This is a genomic window from Pigmentiphaga soli (assembly GCF_039541095.1).
Classification (GTDB): Bacteria; Pseudomonadota; Gammaproteobacteria; order Burkholderiales; family Burkholderiaceae_B; genus Pigmentiphaga; species Pigmentiphaga soli.
Map to the genome: position 1 here is coordinate 26,498 of NZ_BAABFO010000024.1, position 13,721 is coordinate 40,218.

Here is a 13,721-nt window from a genome sequence, read left to right on the forward strand (position 1 = left end):
CGCGTCGCGACGGGTTTTCCGGGCAAAATCCCCCGGTTCGGCCCTTTTCACGTTCCGGAGCCACTCCGGCGGCCCCACATTTCGGTTGATTCCATGTCCTCGAACCCTCCCAGCGCTTCCCCACTCACCTATCGCGACGCCGGCGTCGACATCGATGCCGGCGATGCCCTGGTCGAGCGCATCAAGCCGCTCGCCCGCCGCACCCTGCGCGACGGCGTCCTGGCCGGCATCGGCGGGTTCGGCGCCCTGTTCGAAGTGCCCAAGAAATACCGCGAGCCGGTGCTGGTGTCGGGCACCGACGGCGTCGGCACCAAGCTGCGCCTGGCCTTCGCCTGGGACAAGCACGACACCGTCGGCATCGACCTGGTCGCGATGAGCGTCAACGACATCCTGGTGCAGGGCGCCGAGTCGCTGTTCTTCCTGGATTATTTCGCCTGCGGCCGCCTGTCGGTCGACACCGCGGCCGCGGTGGTGGGTGGCGTGGCGCGCGGCTGCGAACTGGCCGGCTGCGCGCTGATCGGCGGCGAAACCGCCGAAATGCCGGGCATGTACCCCGACGGCGAATACGACCTGGCCGGCTTCGCGGTGGGCGCGGTGGAAAAGTCCAAGATCATCGACGGCAGCCGCATCCAGCCGGGCGACGCGGTGCTGGGCCTGGCCTCCAGCGGCGCGCATTCGAACGGCTATTCGCTGGTGCGCAAGATCCTCGAACGCGCGGGCGCCCGGCCCGAGCAGGATTTCCACGGCCAGCCGCTGCGCGACGTGGTCATGGCCCCCACCCGCATCTATGTGAAGCAGGTGCTGGCGGCGCTGGCCCGGCACGACATCAAGGGGCTGGCCCACATCACCGGCGGCGGCCTGCTCGACAACGTGCCGCGCATCCTCAAGCCCGGCCTGGCGGCCAGCCTGCGGCGCGACGCCTGGACCCGCCCCGCGCTGTTCGACTGGCTGCAGCGCGAAGGCGGCGTGGACGAAACCGAAATGCACCGGGTGTTCAACTGCGGCATCGGCATGGTGGCCGTGGTGGCCGCAGCCGACGCCGACGCGGTGGCGGCCACGCTGCGCGAGCAGGGCGAAACCGTGTGGCGCATCGGCGAGATCGTCGAGCAGCGGCCGGGGCAGCCGCAGACCGTGGTGGCCTGAGGAAGGTCGCCGGCCAGCGGGCCGGCGCCCGCCGCTAGCCGACGATCTCGGCCAGCGCCGCCACCAGCAGCGCGCATTCCTCGTCGGTGCCGACGCTGATGCGCAGCCAGTCGATGATGCGCGCGTTCGAGAAATGGCGAACCAGCACCTTGCGTTCGCGCAGCGCCGCATGCAGCGCCGGGCCGGCATGGGCCGGATGCCGCGCGAACACGAAGTTGGCCGCCGACGGCAGCACTTCCATGCCCAGGGCCTTGAGCTGCACGACCAGGCGCTCGCGCGTGGCGATGACGGCCTGCCGCGTCTGGTCGAAGTAGGCGCGGTCGTCCATCGCCGCCGCGGCGCCGGCGATGGCCAGGCGGTCGAGCGGGTAGGAATTGAAGCTGCTCTTGACCCGCTCCAGCGCCTCGATCAGGTGCGGCTGGCCGATCGCGAAGCCCACCCGCAGCCCGGCCAGCGAGCGCGACTTCGACAGCGTCTGCACCACCAGCAGGTTGGGGTGGCGGGCCACCAGCGGCACGGCCGACTCGCCGCCGAAGTCGACGTAGGCTTCGTCGATCACGATCACCGAGCCGGGGTGCGCGGCCAGCAGCGATTCGATGTCGGACAGCGGCAGGGGCTGGCCGGTGGGCGCGTTGGGGTTGGGGAAGACGATCGCGCCGTTGGGCTGCGCGTAGTCGGCGATGCGGATGTTCAGGCCGGCGTCGACCGGCACGGTGCGGTAGTCGATGCCGTACAGGCCGCAGTACACCGGATAGAAGCTGTAGGTGACGTCGGGGAACAGCAGCGGCAGGTCGTGCTTGAGCAGCGCGGCGAAGGTATGGGCCAGCACTTCGTCGGAACTGTTGCCGGCGAACACGTGGCTGACCGGCACGCCGTGGAAGCGCGAGACCGCCTCTTTGAACGCGGTGGCGTCGGGATCCGGGTACAGGCGCAGCGACGCCGCCGCCGCATGCCGGATCGCCTCCAGCGCCAGCGGCGAGGGCGGATAAGGGTTCTCGTTGGTGTTCAGCTTGATCAGCCCTTCGATCTTGGGCTGTTCGCCGGGAACGTAGGGCGTCAGTTGGCGAGCGACGCTGCTCCAGTACCTGTCCATGAATCTTCGCGTGTGGCGCGCGGCGGCATGCCGCGCAGCGAAGAGCATAGCAGAGCGGAAGCGGCGGACGGCCGCTACGAGCGGCCCGCCGGCTCCAGCACGGCCGCGGCCAGATCGACCACGCGGGCCGCGGCGTCGCCGGCCAGGCAATCCACGACGCGGCGCGCCGGCAGCGCGCGCAGCCAGGTGAGTTGGCGCTTGGCCAGCTGGCGGGTGGCGGCGATCGCCTGTTCGCGCATCGCGGCATGCGAAGTTTCGCCCGCCAGATGCGCCCAGGCCTGGCGATAGCCGACGCAGCGGATCGACGGCAGCCCCGGATGCAGGTCGCCGCGTTCGTACAGCCGGCGCACTTCCTCCAGCAGGCCGGCGTCGAGCATGGCGTCGAAGCGCCGCCCGATCCGCGCGTGCAGCGCCGCGCGGTCGGACGGTTCCAGGCTGATGTCCACATAACGTGGCGACCGGCCTCCCGGGCCGCGGGCGTCGTGCGGATCGCCAGGATCCGGCGTGTCGTCCGGGCGGGCCGCATCGCGGGTCAGCAGCGCCGACATCGGGCGGCCGGTCAGGGCATGGATTTCGAGCGCGCGCTGGATGCGCTGGCTGTCGTTGGGCGACAGCCGCGCCGCGGTGGGCGGATCGACTTCAGCCAGGCGCGCATGCAGCGCGGGCCAGCCCAGCCGCGCGGCCTGCGCGTCGAGCTCCGCGCGCAGCCGCGGGTCGGCCGGCGGCAGCGTATCCAGGCCGTCGCGCAGCGCCTTGAAGTACATCATCGTGCCCCCCGCCAGCAGCGGCGTGCGGCCGCGCGCACGGATGCCGGCGATCAGCGCCAGCGCGGCGGCGCGGAACTGGCCGGCCGAAAAGCTCTCCGACGGATCCTTGATGTCGAGCAGATGCTGCGGCACCGCGGCGCGCTCGGCCGCATCCGGCTTGGCCGTACCAATGTCCATGCCCCGATAGATGGTGGCCGAATCCACGTTGACGATCTCGATCGGCCAACGCGCCGCGATCGCGAGCGCCGCAGCGCTCTTGCCCGCCGCGGTCGGGCCCGTCAGGCACAACACCGGCGGTTCGAAGCGCGAAGAAATTGATTTCATCTCAGTCGTTCACCGTGCCTCGCACGCCCTTCCCCGCACGTCTCCGATGCCGCCGACCCAGGGCACAGCGGATCCGGCTTCGCCGGTCCGCCAGTGCCGCGCCTGGGGAAGCGGCCGCAGGCTGCAAGGCAGGCATCACCTTCCACGCAGGAACAGGCGGTCGAGGTCCGCTACCGTGAGCTGGATCCAGGTCGGCCGGCCGTGATTGCATTGGTCGGCACGCTCGGTTGCTTCCATCTGGCGCAGCAGCGCATTCATCTCGTCCAGCGTCAGCCGCCGGTTGGCGCGCACCGCGCCGTGGCAGGCCATCGTCGCGAGCAGCTCGTTGCGCTGCTCGGTCAGCAGCCGCGATGCGCCCACCTCGGCGAAATCGCGCAGCACCTCGCGCGCCAGGTGCTCGATATCGGTATGGGCCAGCGCGGCGGGCACCGCGCGCACGGCGATCGACGCCGGCCCGGCCGGCCGCAGCTCGAAGCCGAGCGAACCAAGCGCGCCGGCCTGCTCCTCGACCAGCGCGACATCGGCCGCCGACGCGCGGAACACCACCGGCACCAACAGGTTCTGGCGCGGCACGCCCTGCTCGTCGAGCGCGGCCTTCAGCCCTTCGTAGACGATCCGTTCGTGCGCCGCGTGCATGTCCACCACCACCAGCCCGAGCGCGTTCTGCGCCAGCACGTACACCCCATGCAGCTGCGCGATGGCCATCCCGAGCGGGTGTTCGCCGGCCGGCAGCGGCCGGGCGGCAGATTGGGCCAGCCGCGCGGCAAGCCCGGCCGCGCCGTCGGCAGCGTCGAAACCGCCGGCACGGCCGGACGCGAACGGATGGGCCGCTTCGCCGGCGAGCGCGGCGGTTTGCGGGCCACCGGAATCGGCCACGACCTGATTTGAACCGTCAGGCGGAATCGAGGCCGGCCCCGGCAGCGGCTCGTTCAGGGCCAGCAGCCGCTCGCCCAGCGCCGGCCGGTAGGCCGGGCCGGCACGATAGCCGGGCGCGGCATCGTGCAGCCGGAACGGCAGCTGCGTGCGCGGCGGCGCCGGCGGCGCCGGTTCGGCCGAGCCGGAGTGGGGCGGGGTGGACGCCGGCTCTGCCGGTATCGGCGACGTGGCCGATGGCGTTGCGGCCGGCGGGGACGCGCCGGCCGCATGGGCCAGCACCCGCCCCACCGCCTGCGCGACGAAACGGTGGACGGCGCCGCTGTCGCGGAAGCGCACTTCATGCTTGGCCGGATGCACGTTGACGTCCACCGCGGCCGGATCGATGTCGAGGAACAGCACGAAGGCCGGCTGCCGGTCGCCATGCAGCACGTCGGCATAGGCCGTGCGCAAGGCGTGGCTGACCGTGCGGTCGCGCACGTAGCGGCCGTTGACGTACAGGTATTGCCTGTCGGCCCGCGCGCGCGATGCCGTGGGCCGCGACACCACGCCGCGCAGCCGGACCGCGCCGGCATCGGCCTCGATCGGCAGCCCGCCCTCGGCGAACTCGCTGCCCAGGATGTCGTACACGCGGCGCAGCGCGCCGGCAGGCGGGCGCTGCTGGTGGGCGCGGTCGTGGTGGAACAGCCGGAACGCCAGCTGCGGATGGGCCAGCGCGATGCGTTCGAAGGCCTCGACGCAATGCGCGAATTCGGTGTTCTCGGATTTCAGGAATTTGCGGCGCGCCGGCACCGAGTCGAACAGCTGCCTCACGTCGACCGTGGTGCCGGGCTGCCCGGCGGCCGGGCCGACCTCGCCGTCATGCCACTGCCACGCGTGCTCGGCATCGGCCGTGCGCGACGTGAGCGTGAGCCGGGCCACCGAGGCGATCGAGGCCAGCGCCTCGCCGCGAAACCCCATCGAGGCCACCGATTCCAGCTCTTGCAGCGAGCGGACCTTGCTGGTGGCATGGCGCGCCACGGCCAGCGGCAGTTCGCCGGCCGGAATGCCATGGCCGTCGTCGATGACCGCGATGCGCCGGATGCCGCCGCCCTCCAGCCGCACCTCGATCGCCCGCGCGCCGGCGTCGATGGCGTTTTCCATCAATTCCTTCAGCACGGAGGCCGGGCGCTCGATGACTTCGCCGGCGGCGATCTGGCTGACCAGCAGGTCGGGCAGGGGGGCGATGGGGCGGCGTTCGGTCATACCGAATTATAGGTCGCGGCATGCGCGCAGGCCGTCCGGTCCGTCATACGGGTCGGCTATAGTGCACGCTTGCCCGGCGTACTTCGTTCCTTCCAGGAAGCTCCAATGCCCGAATTGCTGACCATGCTGCTGCACATCGACCAGACGCTGGGCGTCTGGGTCGCCCAGTACGGCGCCTGGATCTATCTGGTCCTGTTCCTGATCGTGTTCGCCGAAACCGGCCTGGTGGTGCTGCCTTTCCTGCCCGGCGATTCGCTGCTGTTCATCGCCGGCGCATTCGCGGCCTCGGGCGCGCTGGACGCCGGCCTGCTGATCGCGCTGCTGGCCGTGGCCGCGGTGCTGGGCAATACCGTGAATTACATGGTGGGCCGCTACATCGGGCCGAAAGTGTTCTCGCACAACATCCGCTTCCTCGACCGCCAGGCCCTGCTCAAGACGCATGCCTTCTACGAGCGGCACGGCGGCAAGACGCTGGTGATGGCGCGCTTCCTGCCCATCGTGCGGACCTTCGCGCCCTTCGTGGCCGGCGTGGCCTACATGGGATTCGCCCGGTTCCAGCTGTTCAACGTGGTGGGCGCGGTGCTCTGGGTGGTATTGCTGGTGCTGGCCGGCTACTTCTTCGGCAACCTGCCGTTGGTGCGCGAGCACCTGAACACCATCGTCCTGATCGGCCTGGCCGCCGCCATCGTGCCGGTGGCGCTGGGCGTGCTGTGGAAAGGCCTGCGCCAGCTGCGCACGAAGGGCGGCTCGGCGCCGTCCTGATGGACGGCGCCGCCGCGGTTCAGGTCAGCCGGTTCTTCGCGAGAGGCGGGTTGCGGGCGAAATACCGGCCTATCCCCTGCATGATGGCGGTGGCCATGCTGTCCTGGTAGGACGCGTCCTTCAGCCGCTTTTCCTCTTCCGGATTGCTGATGAACGCCGTCTCGATCAGGATCGACGGGATGTCGGGCGCCTTCAGCACCGCGAAGCCGGCCTGTTCGACCCGCCCCTTGTGCAGCCGGTTGACGTTCGACAATTCGTCGAGCACCGCGCGGCCCAGCTTGAGCGAGTCGTTGATCTGGGCGGTGGTCGACAGGTCGAGCAGCACGCGGGCGATCTGCTTGTCCTGGCTGCCGATGTTGATGCCGCCGATCAGGTCGGACGCGTTTTCCTTGGCGGCCAGCCAGCGCGCGGCGGTGCTGCTGGCGCCGTGTTCCGACAGCGCGAACACCGACGATCCGCGCGCGTCCGGCCGCACCCAGGCATCGGCGTGGACCGACACGAACAGGTCGGCCTGCACCTGCCGCGCCTTCTGCACGCGCACGTGCAGCGGCACGAAATAATCGCCGTCGCGCGTGAGCATGGCCCGCATATTGGGCTGCTTGTCGATCTTGGCCTTGAGCGCGCGCGCGATGCGCAGCACCACGTCTTTCTCGTGGGTGCCTGCGCGGCCGGTGGCGCCCGGGTCTTCGCCGCCGTGGCCAGGATCGAGCGCGACGGTGATCATGCGCGACAGCGCCGGCTGGCCGGGCGCCGGCGCGGCGGCCTCGGGGCCGGGGCTGGGCGCCGGCGCGCCGTTGGGCGCCGGGCCGGTGCCCGGGATCTGCATGCCGGCTTCCCCGGGGGGGACGCGATCGATGCCTTGCAGCACCTGCGCCATCGGGTCGTCCTGCCCGGCATTGCCACCCTTGTCGGCCAGCGCCAGCAGCGGGTCAGGCGCGACCTTGGGATAGAGGTCGAGCACCAGCCGGTGCCGGTATTCGCCCACCGGCTTGAGCGTGAACAGCTGCGGCGCCGTCTCCTGCTTGAGGTCGAGCACCAGCCGCACCACGTTGGGGCGGTTTTGCGCCACGCGCAGGGCGGCCACGTAGGGATCGTCGGGCCGCACCTTGGACACCAGTTCGCGCAGCGTCGAATTCATGTCCATGCCTTCGATGTCCAGCACCAGCCGGTGCGGATCCGTCAGCATGAACATGTCGGTCTTGAGTTCGCGGTCCAGCTCGAGCGTGACGCGGGTGTAGTCCGGCGCCGGCCACATCCGCACCGCCAGCAGCGACGCGGCCCGCGCGGCGGTGGGCCACAGCGGCACGAACAGCGTCGCGGCCAGGCCGGCCACCAGGCGCCGGCGCGAGGCGCCGCGCGCCACGATCGCCTGCGCGTCGGCGTAAGTGGGCCCGCCCGAAGGGCGCAGCGGAGGTTCGTCGTCCTGCCCTAGTTCGTCGGGCCCGGAAATATTGCGTTCAGCCATGTATGCCCCCTGGCGGTGCCCGCCGATAGGCGCGCGCCGCGTCCTTCACCCTCGTGGGAGAGCGCAATGTCGAGGTCGGGATCCGGCAAGGCGCCGCCTGCGCGCTCCGCCCATTCGATCAGCACGACGGCGTCGTCGCGCAGGGCATCGCGGAATCCGGCGTCGAGCCACTCGCGCGGGTCGTTAAATCGATAAAAATCAAAGTGATAGCAGTATAAGTTCGAAACTTTGTAAGGTTCAACCAGCGTGAAGGTGGGACTTTTGATTCGACCTGTAACGCCGAGCGCCCGCAACAGTGCGCGGGCGAAGGTGGTTTTGCCGGCGCCGAGCTCGCCGTGCAGGTGGATGCGGCCGCCGTTGCGCAGCAAGGGGGCCAGCCGGCGGGCGAGCGTCTCGGTGGCGGACTCGTCGGGAAGGCGCAGGTCATAGGTGGGGAAAGGGGACATGGCAGCGGGCGGAGCGCGTGAAAAAGGCCGTCTATGCCAGGAGAGGCGGGGATGGGTGAGGGAAAACCAGCATGGCCTGGGGAAGGGCGTGACGTACTCTTTGGCGAGACCCCACAAGCCTGAGTAAGACTGTGTAGCAGAAGAAACTATATCCGAAGCCGAACAGGCGGGATCCGCCGGCACTTGCGGCCGGCGGCGCGTTTTTTCCGGCGCGCAGCGTCCCGCCCATCAAGGAAAATTCATGAAAAGTACAACAGTCGCCGCGCTGGCGTCGCTCGCCGCCTCCGCCGCCATGCTCTCCGCCGTGCCCGCCGCGCGGGCGCAATCGTCGTATCCGAGCAAGCCGATCCACGTCATCGTGCCGTTCGCGCCCGGCGGGTCGACCGACATCATCGCGCGCCTGATGGGAGACCGGATGGGCCGCGAGCTCGGCCAGCCGATGGTGATCGAGAACCGCGGCGGCGGGGGCGGCGCGATCGGCGCCGCCGAGGCCGCGCGCGCCGCGCCCGACGGCTACACGCTCAGCATCGCCACGGTGTCCACCATGGCGATCGTGCCCGCCTGCAAGCAGCAGGGGCTCGGCTACGACCCGATCAAGGACTTCCAGCCGGTCACCAACTTCGCCCATACGGCCAACGTCCTGGCGGTCAATCCCAAGCTGCCCGCGCAGGACTTCGCCTCGTTCCTGGAACTGGTCAAGAAGAGCCCCGGCAAGTATTCGTTCGCCAGCTCGGGCCCGTGCAGCATCAACCACTTCCTGGGCGAACTGTTCCAGGTCGGCACCGGCGGCAAGATCGTCCACATTCCGTACCGCGGCTCGGGCCCGGCCATCGCCGACGTGGTGGCCGGCCAGGTGGAGATCCTGTTCGACAACCTGCCGTCTTCGATGCCCAACATCCAGGCCGGCCGCCTGCGCGCGCTGGCGGTGGCGTGGAAGGAGCGCGTCCAGGGGCTGCCCAACGTGCCGACCTTTGCCGAGGTCGGACTGCCGCTGATGAACAACCCGGCCTGGTACGGCCTGCTGGCGCCGGCCGGCACGCCGCGCCCCATCGTCGACAAGCTCAATGCCGTGGCGGCGAAGGTGCTGGCCGACCCGCAGGTGCGTGACACCCTGGCCAAGCAGGGCGCGGCGCCGGTGGGCAATTCGCCCGAGGCGTTCGGCGCCGAGATCGCGGCCGAACTGAAGCAGGCCCGCGAGGTGGCGGCCAAGCAAGGGCTCAAGCTCGAGTAGCGCCGCCCCGCGAGCAGCCGCCACCCCGCCGGCGGTGCAGGCGCAGTCCTATCCCGCGAGGCCCATCCGCGTCATCGCGCCGTTCGCCGCCGGCGGCTCCACCGACATCATCGCGCGGCTGATGAGCGATCGCATGGGCGCCGAACTGGGCCGGCCCATGATCGTGGAGAACCGCGACAACCCGGCAGCCGCCGCGGCCGCCGCGGCGCGCGCGGCGCCCGACGGCTATACGGTGAGCGTGGGCACCGTTTCGACGATGGCCACCGTGCCGGCCTGCAATCCCCAGGCCGGCTACGATCCGCTGAAAGACTTCCGGCCGGCCACCAATTTCGCGCGCGCCGCCAACGTGCTCGCCATCCATCCCTCGGTGCCGGCGCAGGACGTGTACGAATTCATGGAACTGCTCAGGCAGCGGCCCGGCGAATACGCCTTCGCCAGCTCCGGCGTCTGCAGCATCAACCACCTGATGGGCGCGCTGTTCCAGCTGGCCATCGTCGACCGGCGGCGCGAGGCGGCCGTCAAGGCGCTGGCCGAGCCGCAGGTCCGCTATGCGCTGGCCGCGCACGGCGCCACGCCGGTCGGCAATACGCCGGAACAGTTCCAGGCCGAGATCGAAACCGCGCTGAAGAAAGCAAAGGAAATCGTGGCCCGCAAGGGCCTCCACCTCGAATAGCCCTGCCCGCCGGCCCTGGCGCCACCACTTGCCGCCGCGATCCAGGGCACGGCGGATCGGGCTCCGCCGGTCCGCCAGTGCCGCCCCTTGGGGGAGCGGCGAAGCCGCCAGGGGTGGGCCGTCAGCTTCAGCTTCCGATTCCGCGGGCCATGGCGGCCGCCAGCCCTGGCAGCGCCACCCAGCCGGCCGCCTGCCAGCGCACCAGCCGCCTGACGGTGGCGAGCTCGGCCGCCGGCGGCTGGTAGTCCGGCTGCTGCCGCGCCTGCCTGCGCCACCGCATGAAGGCGCGCGTGGGGCCGGCGGACAGCGCGCCCACCAGCAGGAATACGGCGATCTTGGCCCAGAACACCGGGTTGTCGAGGTAGAACGCGGCGGGCTTGGCGCCGAACGCGACGCGCGCGGCGCCCACGGCCAGGATGCCCATCGCCAGCAGGCCGTAGCCCGCATCGATGCGCGCCAGCCGGCGCAGCCGGGCCTGGCCCCAGGGGCCCCCCAGCGAGGCCGCCTGCGCCGCCAGGCAGGCGGCCATGCCCAGCAGGCAGAGGTGGTGCAGCCAGGCAAGAAGGGTATCGGTGAACATGGTTTTGACAATGTCTAGATTCAACCAGGCCGAACATAGCGCCGGATGTTTACACTGTCAAGAAGCAATCCGCCGCGCCGTACGCCGCCCCCGCATCCGGGCGCGTCGAAATTGACGGCGTAAAGATACTTGCGAGAAGATCGGCGCATGACCTCGAACCCACCAGGGCGCGGGCGGGCCGTGGCGCCCAGCCCGCCCGCGGCGCGGCGCGCCGCCGATGCCTACCACCATGGCGCGCTGCGCCAGGCCTTGCTCGATGCCGCCCAGTCGATCCTGGAAGAACAGGGCCTGGAAGGCTTCACGCTGCGCGAATGCGCGCGCCGGGCGGGCGTCTCGCACGCCGCGCCGGCCCACCACTTCGGCGATGCCGCCGGCCTGCTCACGGCCTTCGCGACGCTCGGCTTCGAGCGGCTGGCCGAACTGATGCGCCAGCACCGGGGGCGCGCGGCCGGCACCGGCGAGGCGCAGCTGCGCGCGGTCGGGCTGGCCTACGTCGACTTCGCGATCAGGCACCGCGCCCACTTCCAGCTGATGTTCCGGCACGACCGGCTCGACGCGTCCGACCCGGACCTGGCCGCCGCCGGCGCCCGCGCGTCGGGCCACCTGGCCGAGACGCTGCAGGCGGCGCTGGCCGCGCGCGGCGTGGACTGCGAAGACAGCGAATTCGACGACCGCATGATGCTGGCATGGTCGGGCGTGCACGGCTTCGCCACGCTGCTGCTGGAGGGACGGCTGGACGGCTGGCGCGGCCGGCAGTCCCCCGGCCGGTTCGCGCTGGCCGCCGGCGACCGGCTGCTGGCCTTGCTGGAAACCGCGCTGCTGCGCCCGGACGGCGCGGCGGCCATGCCCGCGCAGCCAGGGGGCGGGCCGTCCCGCGCCGGCCTGCACGAGTCGCAGCCGGCGGGCACCCGGGCCAGGAGGCGGCCATGAGCGCCGGCCGCGACGAGGCCGATCCGTCGATCGGCCTGTTCATCGACGCCCTGTGGCTCGAAGACGGCCTGTCCGCCAACACGCTGGCCGCCTACCGCCAGGACCTGCGCGGCTTCGACGCCTGGCTGCGCAAGACGCGCGACAAGGCGCTGCCGGCGGCCGCGGCGCACGACATCGAGGCCTGGTTCGCCGCCGTCCATGCGCAGAGCAAGGCCACCACCGCCAACCGGCGCCTGGCATCGCTGCGCCGCTACTTCCAATGGGCGCTGCGCAACGGCCGGGCCGGGTCCGATCCCTGCCTGACGCTGCGTGCGGCCAAGCAGCCGCCGCGGCTGCCCAAGAGCCTGTCCGAGGCCCAGGTCGAGGCGCTGCTGGCCGCGCCCGACGTCGTCACCGAACTGGGCCTGCGCGATCGCGCCATGCTCGAAACGCTGTACGCCACCGGGCTGCGGGTGTCGGAGCTGGTCGGCCTCAAATCGCTCGACGTCGGCCTGAACGAAGGCGTGGTGCGGGTGGTGATGGGCAAGGGCGGCAAGGACCGCCTGGTGCCGCTGGGCGCCGAGGCGGCGCACTGGATCGAGGACTACCTGGCGCAGTCCCGGCCCGTCCTGCTGGCCGGCCGGATCAGCGACGCGCTGTTCGTGACCGGCCGCGGCGCGGCGATGACGCGCCAGGCGTTCTGGCTCATCGTCAAGAAATACGCGCTGCAGGCCGGCATCCGCGCCGCGCTGTCGCCGCACGTGCTGCGGCACGCCTTCGCCACCCACCTGCTCAACCACGGCGCCGACCTGCGCGTGGTGCAGATGCTGCTCGGCCATGCCGACATCTCGACCACGCAGATCTACACCCACATCGCGCGCGAGCGGCTTAAACTGCTGCACGCCCGCCATCATCCGCGCGGCTGAGCCGTCCATGTCAAAAGCCCGACACGTTTCCGAAACGCCCGCCACGCAGTGGCTGCGCCGCCACGGCGTGGCATTCACCGAACATGCCTACGACTACGTCGAACACGGCGGCACGGCCGAATCGTCGCGCCAGCTTGGCGTGGACGAGCACATCGTGGTCAAGACGCTGATCATGGAAGACGAGGCCGCCCGCCCGCTGGTCGTGCTGATGCACGGCGACCGCGAGGTGTCCACCAAGAACCTGGCGCGCCAGGCGGGCGTCAAGAAGATCGCGCCGTGCAAGCCCGAGGTGGCGCAGCGGCATTCCGGCTACCAGGTGGGCGGCACTTCGCCGTTCGGTACCCGCAAGGCGATGCCGGTGTACGTGGAGTCGACCGTGCTGGAACTGCCCCGCATCCTGATCAACGGCGGCCGGCGCGGCTACCTGGTGGGGATCGATCCGGGCGAACTGACCCGGCTGCTGAAGGCGGTGCCGGTGTCGGCCGCGCTGGAGTAAGCCGGCGCCGCGGCGCGCCGGCCGCGGCCCGGATACGGGTATAAGACCCGATGGTTTTCCTGCCCTCGCGCTTGGGTAGAATGCAGCCACTTTCGGTCGCCGCGTCCGCGGCAAGGAACGCATCCCGCATGTTCACCATCGCCGCCGGCGTCGTCGCCTACCTGATCGGTTCGATCTCTTTCGCCGTGATCGTCAGCCGCCTGTTCGGGCTGAGCGATCCGCGCAGCTACGGCTCCGGCAACCCGGGGGCGACCAATGTGCTGCGCTCCGGCAACAAGAAGGCGGCGCTGCTCACGCTGCTGGGCGACGCCGCCAAGGGCTGGTTCGCCGTCTGGCTGGCGCAGCGCCTGGCGCCGTCGCTGCACGTGGCCGAGGGCACCGTGGCGCTGGCCGCGATCGCCGTGTTCCTGGGCCACCTGTATCCGGTGTTCCTGCGCTTCAAGGGCGGCAAGGGCGTGGCCACCGCGCTCGGCGTGCTGCTGGCGATCGAGCCGTGGCTGGCCGTGGCGGCCGCGGCCACCTGGCTGATCGTGGCGGTGTTCCTCCGGTATTCGTCGCTGGCGGCCATCGTCGCGGCCGTGTTCGCGCCGCTGTACTACATGTTCGGCGACGGCCTGGCATGGGATGCCGACGCCCGGCTGGGCACCGCGATCGCCGCGATGAGCCTGCTGCTGCTGTACCGGCATCGCGCCAACATGGCGCGCCTGCTGGCGGGCAAGGAGACCCGGATAGGGGGGAGGTAACGGCCCGCCCCTGCGCGCTGGAGGAGGCTCCCCCTACGAGGAGGC

14 protein-coding genes are annotated in these 13,721 nt (G+C 71.0%); 8 read left to right on the forward strand and 6 right to left on the reverse strand.

The genetic code is table 11. The features are described 5' to 3' along the window. Positions 1-93: 93 nt before the first annotated feature. Positions 94-1,143, forward strand: a complete 1,050-nt coding sequence (purM, locus tag ABD927_RS19750) for a phosphoribosylformylglycinamidine cyclo-ligase (protein WP_345251571.1) — start codon at positions 94-96, stop codon at positions 1,141-1,143. A gap of 34 nt (positions 1,144-1,177) precedes the next feature. Here the strand turns inward: purM and hisC are convergent, their stop codons facing one another. The 3 genes from hisC to mutL all read right to left on the reverse strand — a co-directional run bounded on the left by hisC (position 1,178) and on the right by mutL (position 5,445). Continuing rightward, a complete protein-coding gene (gene hisC, locus ABD927_RS19755; RefSeq protein WP_345251572.1) occupies positions 1,178-2,236 on the reverse strand; it encodes a histidinol-phosphate transaminase in 1,059 nt (352 codons plus the stop codon). A gap of 74 nt (positions 2,237-2,310) precedes the next feature. Beyond that, entirely contained in the window at positions 2,311-3,327 is a 1,017-nt protein-coding gene (gene miaA / locus ABD927_RS19760) for a tRNA (adenosine(37)-N6)-dimethylallyltransferase MiaA (protein ID WP_345251573.1), read from the reverse strand. 135 nt (positions 3,328-3,462) lie between these two features. Then, positions 3,463-5,445 (reverse strand): DNA mismatch repair endonuclease MutL, encoded by a 1,983-nt coding sequence (gene mutL / locus ABD927_RS19765; protein WP_345251574.1) that lies wholly within the window; start codon positions 5,443-5,445, stop codon positions 3,463-3,465. A 105-nt stretch (positions 5,446-5,550) separates the two neighbouring features. Here mutL and ABD927_RS19770 point away from each other — a divergent pair, with 105 nt between their 5' ends. Next, positions 5,551-6,207: a VTT domain-containing protein gene (locus ABD927_RS19770; protein ID WP_345251575.1), complete on the forward strand. Its 657-nt coding sequence runs from the start codon at positions 5,551-5,553 to the stop codon at positions 6,205-6,207. A gap of 19 nt (positions 6,208-6,226) precedes the next feature. Here ABD927_RS19770 and ABD927_RS19775 read toward each other — a convergent pair whose 3' ends face one another. Next, positions 6,227-7,672 (reverse strand): N-acetylmuramoyl-L-alanine amidase, encoded by a 1,446-nt coding sequence (locus tag ABD927_RS19775; RefSeq protein ID WP_345251576.1) that lies wholly within the window; start codon positions 7,670-7,672, stop codon positions 6,227-6,229. Continuing rightward, positions 7,636-8,118 carry a tRNA (adenosine(37)-N6)-threonylcarbamoyltransferase complex ATPase subunit type 1 TsaE gene (gene tsaE, locus ABD927_RS19780; RefSeq protein ID WP_345251577.1) on the reverse strand — a complete coding sequence of 161 codons (483 nt, stop codon included), beginning with the start codon at positions 8,116-8,118 and terminating at the stop codon, positions 7,636-7,638. The genes ABD927_RS19775 and tsaE overlap by 37 nt, the downstream gene beginning before the upstream one ends. Before the next feature lie 241 nt (positions 8,119-8,359). On the opposite strand from tsaE, the gene ABD927_RS19785 reads away from it, so the two are divergent. Beyond that, a complete protein-coding gene (locus ABD927_RS19785) occupies positions 8,360-9,349 on the forward strand; it encodes a tripartite tricarboxylate transporter substrate binding protein BugE (protein ID WP_425570315.1) in 990 nt (329 codons plus the stop codon). A gap of 34 nt (positions 9,350-9,383) precedes the next feature. After that, the gene (locus ABD927_RS19790; RefSeq protein ID WP_345251578.1) at positions 9,384-10,022 is read left to right on the forward strand and encodes a tripartite tricarboxylate transporter substrate-binding protein; all 639 of its coding nucleotides are present in this window, start codon (positions 9,384-9,386) and stop codon (positions 10,020-10,022) included. A 127-nt stretch (positions 10,023-10,149) separates the two neighbouring features. On the opposite strand, the gene ABD927_RS19795 is transcribed toward ABD927_RS19790, so the two are convergent. Next, on the reverse strand, positions 10,150-10,602 hold the full coding sequence (locus ABD927_RS19795; RefSeq protein WP_345251579.1) for a DUF2214 family protein: 453 nt from the start codon (positions 10,600-10,602) through the stop codon (positions 10,150-10,152). Between the two features lie 147 nt (positions 10,603-10,749). On the opposite strand from ABD927_RS19795, the gene ABD927_RS19800 reads away from it, so the two are divergent. From ABD927_RS19800 to plsY, 4 genes are all read left to right on the forward strand, one after another. Beyond that, a complete protein-coding gene (locus tag ABD927_RS19800; RefSeq protein ID WP_345251580.1) occupies positions 10,750-11,532 on the forward strand; it encodes a TetR/AcrR family transcriptional regulator in 783 nt (260 codons plus the stop codon). Next, positions 11,529-12,437, forward strand: a complete 909-nt coding sequence (gene xerD, locus ABD927_RS19805) for a site-specific tyrosine recombinase XerD (RefSeq protein WP_345251581.1) — start codon at positions 11,529-11,531, stop codon at positions 12,435-12,437. The genes ABD927_RS19800 and xerD overlap by 4 nt, the downstream gene beginning before the upstream one ends. A 7-nt stretch (positions 12,438-12,444) precedes the next feature. Continuing rightward, the gene (gene ybaK, locus ABD927_RS19810) at positions 12,445-12,933 is read left to right on the forward strand and encodes a Cys-tRNA(Pro) deacylase (RefSeq protein WP_345251582.1); all 489 of its coding nucleotides are present in this window, start codon (positions 12,445-12,447) and stop codon (positions 12,931-12,933) included. Between the two features lie 128 nt (positions 12,934-13,061). Further along, the gene (gene plsY, locus ABD927_RS19815; protein WP_345251583.1) at positions 13,062-13,676 is read left to right on the forward strand and encodes a glycerol-3-phosphate 1-O-acyltransferase PlsY; all 615 of its coding nucleotides are present in this window, start codon (positions 13,062-13,064) and stop codon (positions 13,674-13,676) included. Positions 13,677-13,721: the final 45 nt, after the last annotated feature.

Excerpts from the sequence above, each read along its gene's own strand:
- ABD927_RS19770 (WP_345251575.1), top strand. The coding sequence starts at position 5,551 with ATGCCCGAATTGCTGACCATGCTGCTGCACATCGACCAGACGCTGGGC.
- ABD927_RS19800 (WP_345251580.1), top strand. The coding sequence starts at position 10,750 with ATGACCTCGAACCCACCAGGGCGCGGGCGGGCCGTGGCGCCCAGCCCG.
- miaA (WP_345251573.1), bottom strand. The coding sequence starts at position 3,327 with ATGAAATCAATTTCTTCGCGCTTCGAACCGCCGGTGTTGTGCCTGACG.
- plsY (WP_345251583.1), top strand. The coding sequence starts at position 13,062 with ATGTTCACCATCGCCGCCGGCGTCGTCGCCTACCTGATCGGTTCGATC.
- ABD927_RS19785 (WP_425570315.1), top strand. The coding sequence starts at position 8,360 with ATGAAAAGTACAACAGTCGCCGCGCTGGCGTCGCTCGCCGCCTCCGCC.
- tsaE (WP_345251577.1), bottom strand. The coding sequence starts at position 8,118 with ATGTCCCCTTTCCCCACCTATGACCTGCGCCTTCCCGACGAGTCCGCC.
- ABD927_RS19775 (WP_345251576.1), bottom strand. The coding sequence starts at position 7,672 with ATGGCTGAACGCAATATTTCCGGGCCCGACGAACTAGGGCAGGACGAC.
- ybaK (WP_345251582.1), top strand. The coding sequence starts at position 12,445 with ATGTCAAAAGCCCGACACGTTTCCGAAACGCCCGCCACGCAGTGGCTG.
- hisC (WP_345251572.1), bottom strand. The coding sequence starts at position 2,236 with ATGGACAGGTACTGGAGCAGCGTCGCTCGCCAACTGACGCCCTACGTT.
- purM (WP_345251571.1), top strand. The coding sequence starts at position 94 with ATGTCCTCGAACCCTCCCAGCGCTTCCCCACTCACCTATCGCGACGCC.
- xerD (WP_345251581.1), top strand. The coding sequence starts at position 11,529 with ATGAGCGCCGGCCGCGACGAGGCCGATCCGTCGATCGGCCTGTTCATC.
- mutL (WP_345251574.1), bottom strand. The coding sequence starts at position 5,445 with ATGACCGAACGCCGCCCCATCGCCCCCCTGCCCGACCTGCTGGTCAGC.
- ABD927_RS19795 (WP_345251579.1), bottom strand. The coding sequence starts at position 10,602 with ATGTTCACCGATACCCTTCTTGCCTGGCTGCACCACCTCTGCCTGCTG.